This is a genomic window from Acinetobacter sp. YH12251 (assembly GCF_013417465.1).
GTDB classification, from domain to species: domain Bacteria; phylum Pseudomonadota; class Gammaproteobacteria; order Pseudomonadales; family Moraxellaceae; genus Acinetobacter; species Acinetobacter amyesii.
On sequence record NZ_VPDZ01000010.1, the window covers coordinates 66064 to 85174 of the forward strand.

Here is a 19111-nt window from a genome sequence, read left to right on the forward strand (position 1 = left end):
GGCGTACAAGTGGGTTTACGCTACATGAATGGAGTTCGATTATGGCAAATCAACAATCGGGAAAAATGCAAAAATTTCTAACGGTATTTTTGTGTTTCTGGGTAGCATTTTTTGAAGGTTTTGACCTGCAAGCGCCCGGTATCGCAGCAAAAGGAATCGCAGCGACATTTTCCTTAGATCAAGTGCAAATGGGCTATGTGTTTAGCTTAGGTGTGTTTGGTATGTTATTTGGCGCGTTCTTTGGGGGGCGTGTCGCTGACTATTTGGGACAGAAGAAAGTCTTGATGCTGTCGATTTTTATCTTCGGTGTATTTATGTCGATCACGGCAGTTGCACCAAGTATTGAAATTTTATATATCGCACGATTCTTTACAGGTTTAGGTTTGGGTGCTGCGATGCCAACGATGATCTCGGTGGTGGGTGATGAAGCGACGGATGCTAACCGTGGGCGCTTAAATAGTTTGATGTACTGTGGCTTACCCGTAGGTGCAATCTTTGTTGCTGGCTTGGGTATTGTTTTTAAAGATATTTCATGGCATACACTATTTTTAATTGGTGGTTTAACGCCTTTAATCTTGATTCCATTCATGGCGATTATCTTAAAAGATAAGCGTACAGAAAAAGTTCAGGCAGAAACTAAAGAAGCCGTTCCAGCGATGGGGCAAATACTGTTTGCTGAACAGCGTTATAAATATACCTTGCCGCTTTGGTTGAGTTTCTTCTTTACCTTAATGGTGAACTATATTCTGATCAGTTGGTTGCCTAACTTGCTTATGGAACAAGGGTTGGAAAAGCAACAAGCTTTTATGATCATGTTGATGTTCCAAGTGGGCGCAGTGATTGGTACGCTGGGTTTAGGCTACTTGCTGGATCGCCTAAAATTATGGCAAATGGCAGTGATCATCTATTCAGGTTTGTTTGTGGCATTGTTTGTGCTGTTTACAACAAATTCCATTCCTGTACTCATTGCGGCAGGCATCATGGGCGGAATTTTCTCTACAGGCGGTCAATCGATTTTGTATGGGATCTCCCCAATTTTCTATACACCAGCTGGGAAAGTGACAGGTGTGGGGAGTGCAATTTCATGGGGGCGTTTGGGTGCAATGACAGGTCCATTACTTACAGGCAAGATTTTGGCGCTAGGTCTAGGAACGACAGGTATTTTAATTGCAAGTGCGCCGGGTATTGCTTTGTCGGCTATCGCAGTGGCTGCATTGTCAGCCTATAAGTCATCCCTTAAGAAATAGTCAAAACCAGTCATATTTAAAGGAGCTACGGCTCCTTTTTTATTGAATAAATATCTTTAGCTGAAACTAAGTTTTGTTAGAATAAATCTAATATTTATGAATAAATTTACTTTTATGTCTTATCAATTGATCGAACTTGATATTTCTCCGTCAGATAACATTCAGTGTCCACATTGCCAGCAGCAAGTGATTGATTGGTCAGAAGAACAGTATGTGCAGCCATGTGAGCATGTGCTGTTTATTGCAATGGATATTGGTTTTGAGTTTATTACCGATGAATTTGAGCAAACCATGCAGCATACAGTCGATGACTTGCATGCCAATGATGATCAGTATCATATGTTTACTGAAATTACCGCCTCGAGCTTCCCTGAGTTTCTGATTTATAAGTCTGATTTAGGGGTGGAAGGTTATTCACGTTATGTCGGCTTTACGGCATAAAATATTGCTAAAAAATCTCAAAATAAAAAAGCCAGTCAAGTGACTGGCTTTTTTAATGAAAATCAGAAAATTAACTTTCTAATTCTTCTTCGACATCATCTTCGGCACTGTCCATACCAAGTTCTTTGAGTTTACGGGTTAAAGTGTTGCGACCCCAACCTAAAAGTTCTGCTGCATGGCGCTTACGCCCACGTGTTTGCTGTAGTGCAGCATTGATGAGGGTGCGTTCAAACATTGGTGTGGCAATGTCGAGAATTTTCATCTCACCATTTTTAAGTTTTTGTACGGCCCATTGACCAAGTAACTCATCCCAGTGATGCACACCAATACGATCAATCCCTTGAGTAGCAGGATTGCCATCTGTGCCTTGAATTGGAATCTGTTTTAATTCAGATGGTAAATCTTCTGGATAAACTTCACGGCCTGTGATCATAACCGTTAACCAACGACAGGTATTTTCAAGCTGACGCACATTACCTTGCCATGGCAGTTTTTGCATGTATTCTTGCGTTTCAGGACGCAGAATCTTCGGACTTACCCCAAGTTCTTTACCTGCACTTGCTAGGAAGTGTTGTGCAAGCATCGGAATATCTTCACTACGATGTGCAAGTTTTGGAATATGAATACGAATCACGTTTAGACGGTGGTACAAGTCTTCACGGAAGCGACCTTCATGTACTAACTTTTCTAAGTCTTGGTGTGTTGCCGCAACGATACGGACATCCACCTTGACTGGGATGTGACCACCGACTCGGTAGAATTCGCCATCCGCTAAAACACGCAGTAAACGTGTTTGGGTTTCAAATGGCATGTCGCCAATTTCATCAAGGAAAAGAGTCCCGCCATTGGCTTGTTCGAAACGCCCTTGACGCTGTGTGTTGGCACCGGTGAACGCGCCTTTTTCATGACCAAATAATTCAGTTTCGATCAAATCCTTTGGAATTGCCGCCATGTTGAGCGCAATAAAAGGCTTGTTGCCACGTGGTGAATGCTTATGCAGCGCATGCGCAACCAATTCTTTCCCTGTGCCTGATTCACCATTAATTAATACAGTAATGTGTGATTGAGAAAGACGACCAATGGCACGGAAGACTTCCTGCATAGCAGGTGATTCACCAATAATCTCTGTAGATTGAATCGGTTGAATGGTTTTAGCAGATTCTTGTTGTTGTAATTTGGCAATATGCAAAATTGCACGGTTTACAAGTGCTAAAGCTTCATCAATATCAAAAGGTTTTGGTAGATATTCAAAAGCACCCGTTTGATAGCTCGACACAGCAGATTCTAAATCTGAATGTGCGGTCATGATAATTACAGGTAAGTCAGGGTAGTTGCCTTTGACTTTACCTAAAAAGGTCAGTCCATCAATACCCGGCATACGGATGTCTGTCAAAATAACATCTGGCGCATCGACACTTAACTGATCTAAAGCGGATTGTGCTTCTTCAAAACTGGTAACATCAAAACCTTCTTCTTTGAATGTTTTTTCCAGCACCCAACGCATGGCGCGATCATCATCGATGACCCAAATCTTATTACGCGACATGATCTGACTCCCAAGGTAAATATAGGCTAAATACTGTTTTTCCAGGAACTGATTGGCATTCAATCATTCCGTTATGTTGATGCATAATATTTTGTGCAATGCTTAGACCGAGACCTGTGCCTTTCGCTCGTCCTGTCACTAATGGGTAAAATACGGATTCTAATATTTCTTGTGGGACACCTGGTCCATTGTCCTCGATATCAATGCGTACCGCAGAGCGTTTTAATACACCGTTGATGGTGACTAAACGTTGAATACGTGTGCGCAAAGTGAGTTCTGGTTGGTGCTCAACAAAGAACTCTTTGTTTTCCGTCATTGCCTGAACGGCATTTACACTGATATTCAGCATGACCTGAATCAATTGATCACGATCTGCGAAAACATCCGGTAAAGAAAGGTCGTAATCACGGGTGATCTTAATTTTCTTCTTGGTTTGGTTGACGATCAGTGAACGGACGCGTTCAAGTGGTTCGTGCACATTGACTGGCTTGTAACTTGGCAATTGTCTAGAGCCAAGCATAGTGTCAGCAAGATTACGTAATCGATCCACTTCACTAATAATAATGTCGGTGAATTCGCTGTACTTCGGATCATTTAAGCTACGCGCTAAAAGTTGTGTCGCCCCACGGATACCACCGAGTGGATTTTTAATTTCATGGGCAACACCACGAATCAGTTGTCGTGCGACTTGATGCTGTTGAATCAGGTTTTCTTCTTTAGAGATTTTCAACATCCGGTCGATTTGATTCAATTCAATCAATAGCAACGGGTGGTAGGGTTTGCCAGAGTTGAGCTGTGACACAGTGTAATCAACATGAATGTCTTTAAAGTTGACATTAATCGTTGCTTCTCGGCGCGTATAGTGTTGACCAGAAGTTAATGTATTCATTAATGCATCATGCGTATTGAATTCATCATCGGGCATATGGAGTAAATTTAATACAGGCTGACCTGATGCACGAAGTAAGCTGATGTCAAAAAGCGCTTCACAAGATGAATTTAAATAAAAAATATTCAGGTTGCTATCGACCAATAAAATGGCAGTGGTTAAATTATCCACTAAAAGCCGGTAATCAATCGTCATAATCTGATCCATTAGCGAGAGGTTCCTGTCTTAAAATGGCGCAATGGCATCTTCATAAAGCAAATCGTTCAATCTAATAAGGTTCGAATTGATGCAAGTTATGCAAGATATAAGCCAACTATTTGAGAAATACGCTAAGTTTTGAAGCTTATTTGAATAAATGCGCTTATTTAAGACTTTAAATAAAGTGTATAGCTGATTAAAAACAGGCTGTAAATCTAAAATGCATTAAAATGGTGCAAATGAAATTATATGGATGAATTTATAGCATTATTTTGGTGCGTGATATAAAGAGTGGCCTTTTCACCTGTTTTTATGTTTTGAAAAGACATACAATACGCGGATTATAGTGGAGCGCAGATTCATGAAATCCCCCAAAGTCGGTTTTGTTTCTTTAGGTTGTCCTAAGGCATTGGTAGATTCCGAACGAATTTTAACTCAGTTAAAGACTGAAGGTTATGATGTAGCATCAGATTATGATGGTGCCGATTTAGTAGTTGTAAATACCTGTGGTTTTATTGAATCTGCAGTACAAGAGTCGCTAGATGCCATTGGCGAAGCGATGAGTTCAAACGGTCGCGTAATTGTGACTGGTTGTTTAGGTAAAGACGAAGACAAAATTCGCCAAATGCACCCAAATGTCTTAAAAGTGACAGGTGCTGCGGCATATCAAGAAGTGATGGAAGCTGTGCACGAATACGTGCCTGAGCCACCGAAACACAATCCGTTTATTGATCTAGTACCTGAACAAGGTATTCGATTAACACCAAAACATTATGCTTATTTGAAGATTTCAGAAGGTTGTAACCATCGTTGCACATTCTGCATTATTCCGAGCATGCGTGGTGATTTGGTTTCTCGTCCAGTAGGTTCAGTATTGACTGAAGCTCAAGCGCTGAAAAAAGCAGGCGTAAAAGAAGTCCTTGTGATTTCTCAAGATACATCGGCTTATGGCGTAGACACCAAATACAAATTGGACTTCTGGAACGGTCAGCCCGTTAAAACCAAATTCTATGACATGTGTGAAGCATTGGGTCAATTGGGTATCTGGGTGCGTCTGCACTATGTATATCCATATCCACATGTGGATGCTGTGATTGACTTAATGGCACAAGGCAAAATCCTGCCGTATTTGGATATTCCATTCCAACATGCAAGTCCTAAGATTTTAAAACTCATGAAACGTCCTGCGCACAGTGAAAATACACTAGAGCGTTTAAAAGTTTGGCGTGAGAAATGTCCTGATCTTGTGATTCGTTCTACATTTGTTGTGGGCTTCCCGGGTGAAACTGAAGAAGACTTCCAAATGTTGCTTGATTGGTTAAAAGAAGCGCAGCTTGATCGTGTGGGTTGTTTTACTTACTCACCAGTTGAAGGCGCGACTGCAAATGATTTGCCAGATCATGTGCCTGAAGAAATCAAACAAGAGCGTTATGAACGTTTCATGCAAGTTCAGCAAGAAATCTCTGCTGCGAAATTGCAAAGTCGTATCGGTCAGAAAATGACAGTACTGGTGGATGATCTTGAAGAAGAGTTCCCAGTTGCTGTTGCGCGTTCTTATGCAGATGCACCTGAAATTGATGGTAATGTTTTTGTTGAAGATATCGATAAGTCAGTGATTAAAGCAGGTGATTTACTTGAAGTAGAAATCACAGATGCAGATGAATATGACTTATTTGCAAAACTAATCTCGGTTAAGTCTGCTTAAACGATTCATTAAAAATAATTGAAATTAAATAATTCGGAGTTGATGATGCTTGATTCTAAAAAACCACGTTTTGGTCGCATCCTGCTTAAGCTTTCAGGTGAAGCTTTAGCGGGCAATAAAGAGATGGGTATCGATGCACAAGTGCTCGATCAAATGTCACTCGCAATTGCGCACCTTGTTGGTTTGGGTGTTCAAGTGGGTATCGTTGTCGGTGGTGGTAACCTTTACCGTGGTAGCCAATTACAAAAAGATGGTTTGGTTGGCCGTGTAACAGGTGACCAAATGGGTATGTTGGCCACTGTGATGAACGGTTTGGCACTGCGTGATGCTTTGGTACGTCGTAATATCAAAACTCGTCTAATGTCAGCTTTGCCAATTGGTGCTGTAGTTGAATCATATTCTAGCCGTGATGCTATTCGTCATTTAACACGTGGCGAAGTGTGTGTATTTGTCGCAGGTACGGGTAACCCATTCTTTACGACAGATACAGCAGCATGCTTACGCGGTATCGAGATTGAAGCCAATCTTATCCTTAAAGCGACGAAGGTTGATGGCGTATACAACAAAGATCCAAGCAAATATGAAGATGCAGTGAAATACGATGCATTAACATTTGACCAAGTTTTAGATGAAAAACTGGGTGTGATGGATTTAACTGCGATCTGCTTATGCCGTGACCACAACGTTCCACTTCAAGTATTTGATATGAACAAATCAGGTTCATTACTTTCAGTGGTAATGGGTGAAAAAGAGGGTACTCACGTTACTAACTAATGTACGTGGGCCCTAAAGCTCTTTATACTACAAGCTATTTTAGAATTTACATCTTTTCGAATTAAGTAAGGAAGATCACATGATTAACGATCTTAAAAAAGACGCAGAAGACCGTATGAACAAATCTCTAGATTCTCTAGAGCATGGTTTTGCTAAAGTTCGTACAGGGCGCGCGCACCCATCAATTTTAAATGGTGTTATGGTTCCTTACTATGGCTCTGATGTGCCATTAAACCAAGTGGCGAACGTAGGCGTAGAAGATTCACGTACTTTACTTGTTCAGCCTTTTGAACGTTCAATGGTTGCTGCAATTGATAAAGCAATCCGTGAATCTGACTTGGGCTTAAACCCGATTACTGCTGATGCGATCCGTGTTCCTATGGCTGCATTAACAGAAGAAACACGTAAAGACATGCAGAAAATTGCACGTAACGAAGCTGAAAATGCAAAAGTTGCGATCCGTAACATCCGTCGTGATGTTTTGGGTGATATCAAAGCATTGTTGAAAGAAAAAGAAATTTCTGAAGATGATGAGCGTCGTGCGGGTGATGACATTCAAAAAATCACAGACAAATTCGTTGCTGAAGTTGAAAAACGTCTGGCTGCAAAAGAAGCTGAATTGATGAAGGTCTAAGTTTTAATGACCTCATCTGAAGAAACTTCCCGTCTTCCAAAACATGTTGCCATCATTATGGATGGCAACAATCGTTTTGCCAAAAAGAATCAAATGCAAAAAGGTGAAGGGCATCGTTCTGGAAAGGACATCCTAGATCCCATCGTTGAACATTGTCGTAAAAGAAATATCCAAGCACTGACGGTTTTTGCTTTTTCGAGTGAAAATTGGAATCGTCCTCAGTTTGAGGTTGATCTGTTGATGGCTCTTCTCGAAGAAACCATTCATGAGCAGTTGCCGCGTATGGAAAAATTTAACATTTCCCTACGTTTTATTGGTGATCGTTCTCGTTTATCTCCTAACTTACGTGACTTAATGTTGCAAGCCGAACAAAGGACTGCTAATTTCGACAGCATGACTTTAACTATTGCAATTAGTTACGGTGGTATGTGGGATATGGCACAGGCTGCAAAACAAATCGCAGCAGATGTTTTAACTAACAAAATAAATCTTGAAGCAGTGGATGCTGAAGTCTTTGGTCAATATGTCAGTTTAAGTGATCTACCTCCGGTAGATTTGTTAATTCGTACAGGTGGTGATTTCCGTCTTTCGAACTTCTTGCTTTGGCAAGCTGCTTATGCAGAACTTTATTTTACCCAGACATTATGGCCTGAATTTACCATTGAAGAATTTGATGACGCACTAGCAGTATTTGGTGGTCGTGAACGTCGTTTTGGTAAGACCTCAGAGCAGATTCAACAAGAGCAGTTTGAGAATAAATAAATGTTAGAGCGGATAATAACCGCATTGGTACTGGTTTCAGTTGTATTGAGTTGCATGTTTGCAACCGAGTCTAAATACCCAATGCTTGTGCTGATGATTATTGCATCAGCTGTCGCTGGTTATGAGTGGTTTAAACTCATGCCGCGTAATACACAAAATGTGATTAAACCTTTCGCTTGGGGCTATGGTCTAGTCACTGCTATTCTTTCAGCACTAGCATTGCATTTTACTGATGTTGCATTGCTACTTTGGGCAGCTTCAATCTTTACTTGGATCTTAAGTGTCTATTGGGTGAAGTCTTATCCTGAATACGACAACTGGTATAACCCAAGTCTGAGTGGTATTGGTTTAGTCTTAGTTCCTGCTGCGGTAACTGCTATTTTTTCTGTGTGGATGAACTCACCGTGGTGGCTCATGTATCTGTTCCTTTTGGTATGGGGTGCAGACAGTGGTGCATACTTCGTGGGACGTAAATTTGGTAAGAAAAAACTTGCACCAGATGTGAGCCCAAATAAATCGATCGAAGGTTTATATGGCGGTCTATTCACTGCAATGCTAATTGTTATTGTTGTTGAAATTATTTATCTTGATTTAAGCATCGCTGAACATATTTTATTTTTAATACTTTCAGTAATAACGGTATTTAGTTCAGTACTTGGTGATTTATTTGAATCGATGATCAAGCGTCGTGCAGGGATCAAAGATTCTGGTCGTATTCTTCCCGGACATGGTGGTGTGCTGGATCGTATTGACTCGTTGCTTGCTGCAGCACCTATCTTTGCGGCAGGTATGTATGTTTTAAAATTAATTGGCGTAGATTTATAGATGTCACAATCTGTTTGTATATTGGGTGTAACAGGATCCATTGGTCAAAGTACTTTAAAGATTCTGCAACAGCACCCCGAAGAGTATTCAGTTTTTGCAATCACTGCACATAGCCGAATTGTTGAACTTGTCGAAATATGCAAACAATATCGACCGAAAATCGCAGTTGTTCCATTCAATAAAGTGGATGAACTGCGCCAATTACTCGTAGCTGAAAAATTAACTGATATTGAAATCCTGCATGATGAAGAAGGATTAATCGCAGTAGCAGAACATCCACAAGTTGATGTGGTTATGGCGGCTATTGTGGGGGCAGCAGGATTGCTGCCGACATTGGCTGCTGCGAAAGCGGGTAAACGAGTCTTATTAGCAAATAAAGAAGCGCTGGTGATGTCGGGTGACATCATGATTCAGACCGCACGTGAAAATAATGCTTTGTTGCTGCCGGTCGATTCTGAACACAATGCAATCTTCCAATGCTTACCTGAAACTTATCTACAAGGTGAGCGTCATGGTCAGCCAAAATTGGGTGTCAAACAGATTTTACTCACCGCATCTGGTGGTCCATTTTTGCATCATAGTTTAGAACAATTGCAAAGTGTAACGCCTGCCCAAGCCTGTAAGCATCCAAATTGGTCGATGGGGCAAAAAATTTCTGTTGATTCTGCAACGCTGATGAATAAAGGCTTGGAATTGATCGAAGCCTGTCATCTTTTTGCAGTTGAAGAACAATTTGTAACAGTTGTTGTCCATCCACAGAGTATCATTCATTCAATGGTTCAATATGTAGATGGTTCGACTTTGGCGCAAATGGGTAATCCTGATATGTGTACGCCTATTGCTCATGCATTAGCATGGCCGAAGCGTATTCAAACACATGTGCTTCCATTAGATTTATTTATTCATTCTCAGTTAAATTTTGAACAGCCTGATATACAGCGATTCCCAGCGCTAAAATTAGCACGTCAAGCCATGAAGGCTGGAGGCTTAGCTCCTACGATTTTAAATGCAGCCAATGAAATCGCCGTGGCAGCATTTTTGCATGAGAAAATTGGCTTTACTCAAATCCCTCAAATTGTGGAACATGTGTTGGGGCAAGTTGAAAACTCAGCTGCAAATAATATTGATGTTATTTTGCATGCAGATAAATCGGCACGTATGGTTGCTGAAAAAGCAGTATTGAATTCAGGAAGTTAAGACATGAATGCCTTGTTTATGATTATTGCAGCAATATTGCTACTTGGACCGCTGATAGCGATTCATGAATTTGGGCATTATTTCGTTGCACGTAAACTGGGCGTAAAGGTTTTGGTGTATTCGATTGGTTTTGGCCCAACACTGCTCAAGTGGACGTCGAAGAAATCAGGTATTCAATATCAACTGTCTGCATTGCCACTGGGGGGTTATGTCAAAATGTTGGATGAGCGTGAAGGTGATGTCGGAGCAGAAGACTTACCAAAAGCATTTAACCGACAACACCCTTGGAAACGTATTGCAATTGTTGCGGCAGGGCCACTCATTAACTTGGCTTTTGCAGTAGTGTTGTTTTGGATTTTATTTTTACCAGCTCAGGAACAGCTCAATACGCGCATAGGTAAAATTTTACCGAATACGCCAGCAGCGGCTGCGCAAATGCAGTCTGGTGATAAAATTACTGCTGTAGATGGCACTCAAGTATCCACTTGGGAGCGCTTGAATTATGCCTTGGTTGATCGTGTAGGTGAAACTGGCAATATTCAAATTCAAGCTGAACGAGCAGGGCAAATTCAAAACTTCAGTTTACCTATTCAAAGTTTCTTACGTGAACAAACTCAGTCACCACTCGATGTTCTAGGTTTTACACCGTATCGTCCTGAAATTCCTGCAGTGGTTTCAAAACTCAGTGAAGATGGCGCAGCGATTCGCCAAGGGATGCAAGTGGGTGATCGAATTGTTTCGATCGATGGCGTAAAAATGAAAGACTGGTTTGATGTTGTACAAGTTGTACAAGCTTCTCCAGAAAAGTTACTTAAAATTGATGTTTTACGACAAAATAAAATTGTGCATTTAAGCGTGATGCCGCAAGGTAAGCGTGACCAAATGGGTAAAGTCACAGGGCTTTTAGGTGTACAAAGTGATCCGGGTAAAGTCAATATTCCAGCCGAATACAAACAAACCATTCAATACACGCCTGTAGAGGCGATGGGCAAAGCGGTAGAAAAAACAGGTCAGATATCTAGTATGATCCTGAATTCTATTGTAAAAATGGTGCGTGGTTTGGTTGGTTTAGATAATTTATCTGGTCCGATTACTATTGCGAAAGTGGCTGGACAAAGTGCTGAGATGGGGTGGCAAACCTTCATTTCATTTATGGCACTGATGAGTGTAAGTTTGGGTATTTTAAATTTACTACCGATTCCTATGCTCGATGGCGGTCATTTAATTTACTATTTTATTGAATTAATTCGTGGTAAACCTGTTTCTGAACAAATACAATTGGTTGGATTAAAAATTGGTATGGTATTGCTGGGTAGCATGATGCTACTGGCTCTATTCAATGACATTATGCGTTTATAAGAACGTTATACGAAATAAATTAACAGCGGAAAAGACTGGCATGCAGCACAAACATTTATTTATGCCATTGGCACTGGTTAGTGCTATGGCCGTAGCACAACAAGTATATGCAGCAGATGATTTTGTAGTACAAGATATTCGTGTTGATGGCTTAGTGCGTTTAACTCCTGACAATGTAGCCGGAATGATCCCATTCTCCGCTGGTGATCGTGTCAATGATCAAATCATTTCAAACTCAATTCGTAGTATGTTTGCGTCGGGTTTGTTTGATGATGTGAAGTCTTCACAAGTCGGTAATACCCTTGTATATACCGTGGTTGAACGCCCAGTTATTTCTAAAGTTGAGCTCAAAGGCAATAAACTTATTCCTAAAGAAGCCTTGGAAGAAGGCTTAAAGAAAATGGGACTTTCCGAAGGTGAAGTTTTAAAGAAATCATCTTTGCAAACGGTTGAAACTGAATTAGAACAACAGTACATGCAGCAAGGTCGTTATGATGCTGATGTCAAAGTTATTACAACCGCTCAACCGAATAACCGTGTCAATGTCTTAATCGAGTTTGAAGAAGGTCAATCTGCCAAAGTATTTGATATCAATATCATTGGTAATACGGTCTTTAAAGAAAGCGAAATTAAACAAATTTTTGCATTAAAAGAAAGTGGTTGGAACTCGATCATTTCTCGTAATGACCGCTATGCACGTGAAAAGATGGCTGCGAGTTTAGAAGCGTTACGTGCGATGTATCTCAACAAAGGTTACATCAACTTCAACATTACCAACTCAAGTTTGAATTTGAGTGAAGATAAAAAACATGTCTTTATCGAAGTTTCGGTGGATGAAGGTGAACAATTTAAGTTTGGTGAAACCCATTTCTTAGGTGATACGCTTTATACGCAAACTGATTTAAACGCTTTAAAACTCTATAAAGATGGCGATTTATATTCACAAGAAAAAGTGAATGGTGTGAAACAACTTTTACTTCGTAAATACGGTAACGCAGGTTACTACTTTGCAGAAGTGAACATTGTTCCTGAAATCAATAAAGACACCAAATTGGTTGATTTAAATTACTATGTGAATCCGGGTCAGCAAGTCACTGTTCGTCGTATTAATTTCACAGGTAACTCGAAGACAGCTGATGAAGTGCTACGTCGTGAAATGCGTCAAATGGAAGGCGCATTAGCAAGTAACGAAAAAATTGATTTGTCTAAAGTGCGTTTAGAGCGTACTGGCTTCTTTAAAACCGTTGATGTTAAGCCTGCACGTATTCCGGGCACACCAGATCAAATTGATTTAAATGTGAATGTGGAAGAACAGCATTCGGGTACAAGTACTTTGGCTGTTGGTTTCTCACAAAGTGGCGGTGTGACTTTCCAAGCAGGTTTGAGTCAAACCAACTTCTTGGGTACAGGTAATGCGGTTTCTATCGATTTGTCTCGTTCAGAGACTCAAGATTACTATAACCTCAGTGTAACTGACCCGTACTTCACTATTGATGGTGTACGTCGTGGTTATAACATGTACTACCGTAAAACCAAGTTAGATGACGACTATAACGTTAACAACTACGTTACTGACAGTTTTGGTGGTGGTATTAACTTCGGTTATCCGATTGATGAAAACCAAAGTATCAGTATGGGGTTAAATGTAGATCAAACTGATGTGACTACAGGTCCATATGTTTCTACATATGTGCGTGATTACTTACTTGCAAATGGCGGTAAGGCAACACATTCAACTAGCTATTGTCCAGTTGACTTAGTACCAATTAAAGATGCTGATGGCAAAATTACAGGTTATGAGCCATGTTCAGTGCCTGAAATAACTTATAATGATGAATTTAAAGGTGATTTCTTAACCTATAACTTAAACTTAGGTTGGTCGTATAACACGCTAAACCGTCCTGTATTCCCAACTTCAGGTATGTCACATCGTGTAAATACTGAAATTGCCTTACCGGGTAGTGATGTTGAATATCAAAAAGTCACTTACGATGCACAAGCTTATTTCCCACTCGGTAAAGACTTTGTGGTTCGTGGCTATGGTAAGTTGGGTTATGGTAATGATTTACCGTTCTATAAAAACTTCTATGCAGGTGGTTTTGGGTCGGTACGTGGTTATGACAACAGCACTTTAGGTCCAAAATACGATGGTGTTTACTATCAAGGTATTGGTAAAGAAGATTTGGATTTTGAGGAAGTGGGCGGTAATGCACTTGTCCAATTTGGTGCTGAATTAGCCTTACCAGTGCCTTTCAAAGGTGATTGGGCGCGTCAAGTACGTCCAGTATTGTTTGCTGAAGGCGCACAAGTATTTGATACCCAATGTGACGTTCCAGCCGCGGATAGTGTACTGGTTAAAGATGGTCAAACATATAACGCTCGTGAATACTGTAAAGATAACTACGGCTTTGATATGAATAATATGCGTTATAGCGTTGGTGCTGGCTTTACTTGGATCACGATGATTGGTCCAATTTCACTGAGTTATGCATTCCCGCTTAATGATAAAGCTGGCGATGAAACAAAAGAAATTCAATTCGAGATTGGTCGTACGTTCTAAGTACGACCCTTCTGGGTATAACAAAATTACAGGTTGATAAGATGAATAAATTATTTGCTGGTTTGGCGGTATTGGGTATGTCATGTACTGCTGTTGTGCATGCAGCAGGTTACGGTGTGGTTGATTTAGAAAAGGTGGTGGATCAAAGCACTTATCTAAAACAACAAAATGCTCAAATTCAACAGCAGTTGAAACCACAAACCACTAAAATTGAATCACTTGCAAAAGAGCTGGAAGCAATGCAGCAAAAAGCTCAGCAAGGTGGTGATAAGTTGACTGCTGCGCAAAAGCAGCAAATGGGTCAACAGTATCAAGCTAAACTTAAAGAACTAACTGATTTACAGCAAAAAGTTCAAGCTTCGGTTCAAGGGAATATTCAGTCCTTAAATCGCACGATGGATACTCGAATTAAGCAAGTTGCAGAACAATTGCGCACAGAAAATAAGTTAGATGTTGTTTTGAATAAAAATTCAGCACTTGCGTATGACCCTAAGTTTGATTTAACTGATAAAATGATTCAAAAGGTTAATGCAATTAAATAATCAATGAATTCTCAAAAATTCAGTTTAGAAAAGCTTGCTCAACTTGTTCAAGGTCAATGTATTGGCCAGCTAGACTTGCAATTCAGTGGAATGGCAAGTTTGGAGAGTGCTCAACCGCATCAGCTTGCATTTTTAAACGCAGATAAATATCTGAATGAAGCTCAACAGTCTAAGGCTGGTGCGCTGATTGTGACTGCAGACATGCAGTCACAAATCCCTTCACATCAAAACTTCATTGTCGTATCCAATCCATATCTGGCTTTCGCTATTCTGACGCATGTTTTTGAAAAAAAATCTATAGAAACAGGTATTGAAAGTACTGCCCAAATTCATTCTTCCGCAATCATTTCTGATACTGCTTATATTGGGCATTATGTGGTAATTGGTGCGAATAGTGTGGTGGGTGAAGGGACGCGCATTGAATCACAAGTGAAGATTGATCATGGCGTTGAAATTGGTAAAGATTGTTTTATCGATTCGCATGTGACGATTACTGGTGAAGCCAAGTTAGGTGATCGTGTACGTATCCATGCAAATACGGTGGTCGGTGGTGAAGGATTTGGTTTTGCACCTTATCAAGGGAAATGGCATCGTATTGCTCAATTAGGTTCTGTACGTATCGGGAATGATGTGCGTATTGGTTCAAATTGTAGTATCGACCGTGGTGCTTTAGATGACACAATTTTGGAAGATGGTGTCATTATTGATAACCTTGTGCAAATCGCGCATAACGTCAAAGTTGGTGCAAATACGGCAATGGCTGCGAAATGTGGTATTGCCGGTAGTACAACTATTGGCAAAAATTGTGTGCTAGCAGGGGCTGTTGGTATCGTAGGTCACATTAATATTGTAGATAATGTGACAATTACCGGTATGTCAATGGTCACAAAAAGTATTTCCGTTGCTGGAAGTTATTCTTCAGGTACGCCAATGCTTGAAAGTGGTTCTTGGAAAAAGGCAGCAATCCGCTTTAAACAATTAGCAGATGTGCCATTGACCCAATTGGTCAAACGACTTGATCATATGCAGTCTCAAATTGAGTCCCTTGAATCAACATTTAAATTGCGTAAATAATTATGATGACAGAGTCGAATACCCCAGCTTTCACAAAACCTGAATTACCAATGACTATTCAGACTATTCGTGAATATTTGCCACATCGTTATCCGTTTTTATTGGTTGATCGTGTTGTTGAAGTGACTGACAACGGGATTGTAGGCTATAAAAATGTAACGATTAATGAAGAATTTTTACAAGGCCATTTCCCTGAATACCCAATTATGCCGGGTGTGCTGATTGTTGAAGCATTGGCGCAAGTATCGGGTATTTTAGGTTTCATTATGAATAATGAGAAACCTTCAGCGGGTTCGCTGTTCTTATTTGCTGGTGCAGAGAAGGTTCGATTTAAAAAACAAGTCGTTGCAGGCGATCAACTTGTATTAAAATCGGAATTAGTGATGCAAAAGCGTGGCATTTACAAATATAATTGTGTTGCCACTGTAGATGGCGTAGTCGCAGCAACCGCGGAAATTATGGTTTCGCATCAGAAAACAGAGACAGCATGAGCAATAACGAATTAATTCATCCTACCGCCATTATTGACTCATCAGCAGTAATTGCTCCGGATGTGCAAATTGGACCATATTGTATTATTGGTCCTAAAGTCACAATTGGAGCGGGCACTAAACTGCATTCACATGTTGTGGTGGGTGGTTATACCCGTATTGGTCAACATAACGAAATTTTTCAATTTGCCAGTGTTGGTGAAGTTTGCCAAGACTTGAAATATGCTGGTGAAGAAACGTGGTTAGAAATCGGGGATCATAACTCGATTCGTGAACACTGTAGTTTACACCGTGGTACTGTTCAAGATCAGGGTCTAACTAAAGTTGGTAGTCATAATTTATTGATGGTAAATACACATATTGCACATGACTGTGTGGTAGGTGATCACAATATCTTTGCCAATAATGTCGGTGTTGCAGGCCATGTCCACATCGGTGATTATGTCATCGTAGGTGGTAACTCTGGTATTCATCAATTCTGTAAAATCGATTCTTACAGTATGATCGGTGGTGCATCACTTATTTTGAAAGATGTACCTGCTTATGTCATGGTATCTGGTAATCCAGCCCATGCTTTTGCAATGAACATTGAAGGTATGCGTCGTAAAGGTTGGTCTAAAAATGTGATTCAAGGTTTACGTGAATCTTTTAAATTGATCTATAAAGATGGTTTAACGACAAATGAAGCGATTGAGCGTATTCGCACTGAAATTTTGCCTGAAGTGGCAGAAGCGCAATTGTTGATTGACTCACTTGAGCAGTCTAAGCGCGGTATTGTGCGCTAAATGCTGCGAATAAAAAAAGACACCTTATAAGGTGTCTTTTTTTGCATTAAAAAATAGTTCTATTTTTTAACAAAGCCTGCTTCTTCAGATTTTGGATACTTTTGGGTGAGCTTGGTTTTGAGCTGCGTTGCTAAACTGCTATTTCGATCGACATCTTTTGCAATGCTATACAGTTGATATAACGCTCTAGGCGCGCGGGTCGATTCAGGGTATTGATCTACCACGATACTATAGTTCTTTTTCGCTTCCGCGTAGTTGGTCGGTTCAACAGCAAGGTTGAACTCAGCTAGCCAAAAATATGCATTGCTAATATAGACACTGTTAGGATTATTCTTAATAAAGTTTTTCATCGGTGCAATGGCTTTTTTCGCACCACCTTGTTTGTATGCATCTAAAGCAACGGTATATGCCGCTTTCTCGAGCTCAAGTGAGTCACCACCTGCATTTACAGGTTGGTTTGCAGATGAGCTTAATGTTGCTTGGGTCGTAGGTTGTTTAACAGGTGTAGGCGCTGTATTAGCTGTTACTGGGTGCAGTACCTTGTTGGTTATCCTCCGCGGCCTCTGTGTCTTCACTTGGATCTACTTTTTGTTGGAGTAGTTCTAAACGTTGATCTAAATCTGCATAGCGGTTTGTAAGTTCACTTTTTAATTGTTCGATAATATTGTCTTGCTCTTCCATTTTACCGCGTAAGCTACGCAATTCATTTTCAAGCTGTTGGTTTTTCTGCATGAGCTGCCAGTTTAAATTGGTTGGAATAGGGGTAGAGCCAGCACCTGTTTGAATGGCCGTATTATTTGCTGTATACACAGTGCCATTATTAGCGCCACTCAAACCACGAGATTCAATTGGAATATTGGCAAATAATGCACCTGAGCAAGTCAATGTAAGGGCACACAATACATGCTGTTTAAACATCATAAAAATTCCATGTAGTTGCAAGCATGTCCGTATAGAATAGTTTTATTACAGACAGCTTTAGATAAAACGATAAGCACATTAAAAACGCCAAAGATCTGAATTGCAATAAGCTTTTACAATCTTGTTGTGTATTAAAGTAAAAATATAGTGATGAAGTTTCACGTTTTCTACATCATCGACCATCATATTGATTTATAAATAATCAAACAGTGTTTTCTACTCAGGAATTCTTGGTTTTAGGCTTGCATGTTTATTAAAAATCTCTATACTCTGTTCTTGCAATGGTAGCCCTGCCGGTTACTTCGCAATTGTACTCTACAAACCCCGCCAGGACCGGAAGGTAGCAACGGTAGTAGAAATATGATGTGCCGAAGTCTTGCTGGTAGGGTTGCCACCAGTTTCAATAATAATAAATTAAACGTCCTCTCATTTTTTCAATCCTATATTATTCTTTATTTTGGTTTTATTAATTCTTCATTTAGATCTATATTTTTTTTTATTCGTCATCAAATTCTTTACGTGCAATCACTTTAAAAATCGTATCGAGATCAAAGCCTCGATATTGCAAAAAACGTATTTGTTTGGCTTTTTGTTTTGGATCACGTTCAACAGCTTTGCCAAATTTTTTTATCTTGAGCTGGTAGGCTTCAGTGACCCAATCTGTTTCTTTTAATTCATCCTGAATTAATTCACTGTCTACTTTTTTATTTTTTAACGCGAGCTTTATACGATTAGGGCCTTTACCTTTACGTTTTTGACTCGATAGCACCATCTCTGCTACACGCTGATCGCTTTGATAGTTCTCACGTGCGAGTTCTTCCACCAAGTGTATGACTTCTTCACGACTATCCGCATACAGTGCTAATTTTTCGATTAAATCCGCTTTTGAGTATTCTTTACGTGTGAGTACTGCAAAAGCGTACGAGCGTAGACGAGAGCCGCGCAGTCCTGGTTTTTTTTCAGCATGAACATCTTTACCATTGGTGTCAAAATGCAACGCAGTGTGATCGATCACCGAAGTATTGTTATGTGAAATGTCAGTTTGTGCAGCATGATTTACGCAGGTAGTTTCTTCAGCTTCTGCAAACTGTTGTTTCAGTGCTTCATAATCAAGCAAGAGTGGAAAATGGTCTTTAGTCATGGGGTCATTTTAATACAAAT

Annotated in this window: 17 protein-coding genes, 1 other RNA gene and 1 pseudogene; 15 read left to right on the forward strand and 4 right to left on the reverse strand. The window is 40.2% G+C overall.

Annotation, left to right across the window (positions count from 1 at the left end):
* Window positions 1-41 precede the first annotated feature (41 nt).
* On the forward strand, window positions 42-1247 hold the full coding sequence (gene mhpT, locus FTV27_RS10330; protein ID WP_078193539.1) for a 3-(3-hydroxy-phenyl)propionate transporter MhpT: 1206 nt from the start codon (window positions 42-44) through the stop codon (window positions 1245-1247).
* A 114-nt stretch (window positions 1248-1361) separates the two neighbouring features.
* Window positions 1362-1688 (forward strand): hypothetical protein, encoded by a 327-nt coding sequence (locus FTV27_RS10335; RefSeq protein ID WP_078193710.1) that lies wholly within the window; start codon window positions 1362-1364, stop codon window positions 1686-1688.
* A 70-nt stretch (window positions 1689-1758) separates the two neighbouring features.
* On the opposite strand, the gene glnG is transcribed toward FTV27_RS10335, so the two are convergent.
* Window positions 1759-3234 (reverse strand): nitrogen regulation protein NR(I), encoded by a 1476-nt coding sequence (gene glnG / locus FTV27_RS10340; protein WP_078193538.1) that lies wholly within the window; start codon window positions 3232-3234, stop codon window positions 1759-1761.
* Window positions 3224-4330, reverse strand: a complete 1107-nt coding sequence (gene glnL / locus FTV27_RS10345; protein WP_180078376.1) for a nitrogen regulation protein NR(II) — start codon at window positions 4328-4330, stop codon at window positions 3224-3226. Before glnL ends, glnG begins: the two co-directional genes overlap by 11 nt.
* Before the next feature lie 352 nt (window positions 4331-4682).
* Between glnL and rimO the strand changes: the two genes are divergently transcribed.
* The 12 genes from rimO to lpxA all read left to right on the forward strand — a co-directional run bounded on the left by rimO (window position 4683) and on the right by lpxA (window position 17029).
* On the forward strand, window positions 4683-6026 hold the full coding sequence (gene rimO, locus FTV27_RS10350) for a 30S ribosomal protein S12 methylthiotransferase RimO (protein ID WP_111883759.1): 1344 nt from the start codon (window positions 4683-4685) through the stop codon (window positions 6024-6026).
* A gap of 45 nt (window positions 6027-6071) precedes the next feature.
* Window positions 6072-6800 carry a UMP kinase gene (gene pyrH / locus FTV27_RS10355; protein ID WP_078193535.1) on the forward strand — a complete coding sequence of 243 codons (729 nt, stop codon included), beginning with the start codon at window positions 6072-6074 and terminating at the stop codon, window positions 6798-6800.
* 79 nt (window positions 6801-6879) lie between these two features.
* On the forward strand, window positions 6880-7434 hold the full coding sequence (gene frr / locus FTV27_RS10360; protein ID WP_111883758.1) for a ribosome recycling factor: 555 nt from the start codon (window positions 6880-6882) through the stop codon (window positions 7432-7434).
* 6 nt (window positions 7435-7440) lie between these two features.
* Window positions 7441-8196, forward strand: a complete 756-nt coding sequence (uppS, locus tag FTV27_RS10365; protein ID WP_111883757.1) for a polyprenyl diphosphate synthase — start codon at window positions 7441-7443, stop codon at window positions 8194-8196.
* On the forward strand, window positions 8197-9021 hold the full coding sequence (locus FTV27_RS10370; protein ID WP_078188722.1) for a CDP-archaeol synthase: 825 nt from the start codon (window positions 8197-8199) through the stop codon (window positions 9019-9021).
* On the forward strand, window positions 9022-10218 hold the full coding sequence (ispC, locus tag FTV27_RS10375; protein WP_180078379.1) for a 1-deoxy-D-xylulose-5-phosphate reductoisomerase: 1197 nt from the start codon (window positions 9022-9024) through the stop codon (window positions 10216-10218).
* A 3-nt stretch (window positions 10219-10221) separates the two neighbouring features.
* The gene (gene rseP / locus FTV27_RS10380; protein WP_180078381.1) at window positions 10222-11577 is read left to right on the forward strand and encodes an RIP metalloprotease RseP; all 1356 of its coding nucleotides are present in this window, start codon (window positions 10222-10224) and stop codon (window positions 11575-11577) included.
* A gap of 40 nt (window positions 11578-11617) precedes the next feature.
* The gene (bamA, locus tag FTV27_RS10385; RefSeq protein WP_180078383.1) at window positions 11618-14137 is read left to right on the forward strand and encodes an outer membrane protein assembly factor BamA; all 2520 of its coding nucleotides are present in this window, start codon (window positions 11618-11620) and stop codon (window positions 14135-14137) included.
* 41 nt (window positions 14138-14178) lie between these two features.
* Entirely contained in the window at window positions 14179-14679 is a 501-nt protein-coding gene (locus tag FTV27_RS10390) for an OmpH family outer membrane protein (protein WP_180078385.1), read from the forward strand.
* A gap of 3 nt (window positions 14680-14682) precedes the next feature.
* Entirely contained in the window at window positions 14683-15753 is a 1071-nt protein-coding gene (lpxD, locus tag FTV27_RS10395) for a UDP-3-O-(3-hydroxymyristoyl)glucosamine N-acyltransferase (protein ID WP_180078387.1), read from the forward strand.
* Window positions 15754-15758: 5 nt separating this feature from the next.
* Window positions 15759-16244 (forward strand): 3-hydroxyacyl-ACP dehydratase FabZ, encoded by a 486-nt coding sequence (fabZ, locus tag FTV27_RS10400; protein ID WP_171263789.1) that lies wholly within the window; start codon window positions 15759-15761, stop codon window positions 16242-16244.
* Complete coding sequence (gene lpxA, locus FTV27_RS10405) at window positions 16241-17029, forward strand: acyl-ACP--UDP-N-acetylglucosamine O-acyltransferase (RefSeq protein WP_180078389.1); 789 nt, start codon at window positions 16241-16243, stop codon at window positions 17027-17029. The genes fabZ and lpxA overlap by 4 nt, the downstream gene beginning before the upstream one ends.
* A 59-nt stretch (window positions 17030-17088) precedes the next feature.
* Here lpxA and FTV27_RS10410 read toward each other — a convergent pair.
* A pseudogene (locus FTV27_RS10410) lies at window positions 17089-17950 on the reverse strand (YbgF trimerization domain-containing protein).
* Between the two features lie 291 nt (window positions 17951-18241).
* On the opposite strand from FTV27_RS10410, the gene ffs reads away from it, so the two are divergent.
* An RNA gene (gene ffs / locus FTV27_RS10415) (signal recognition particle sRNA small type) lies at window positions 18242-18338 on the forward strand.
* Window positions 18339-18446: 108 nt separating this feature from the next.
* Here ffs and FTV27_RS10420 read toward each other — a convergent pair.
* Complete coding sequence (locus FTV27_RS10420; protein ID WP_180078391.1) at window positions 18447-19091, reverse strand: regulatory protein RecX; 645 nt, start codon at window positions 19089-19091, stop codon at window positions 18447-18449.
* Between the last annotated feature and the right edge of the window lie 20 nt (window positions 19092-19111).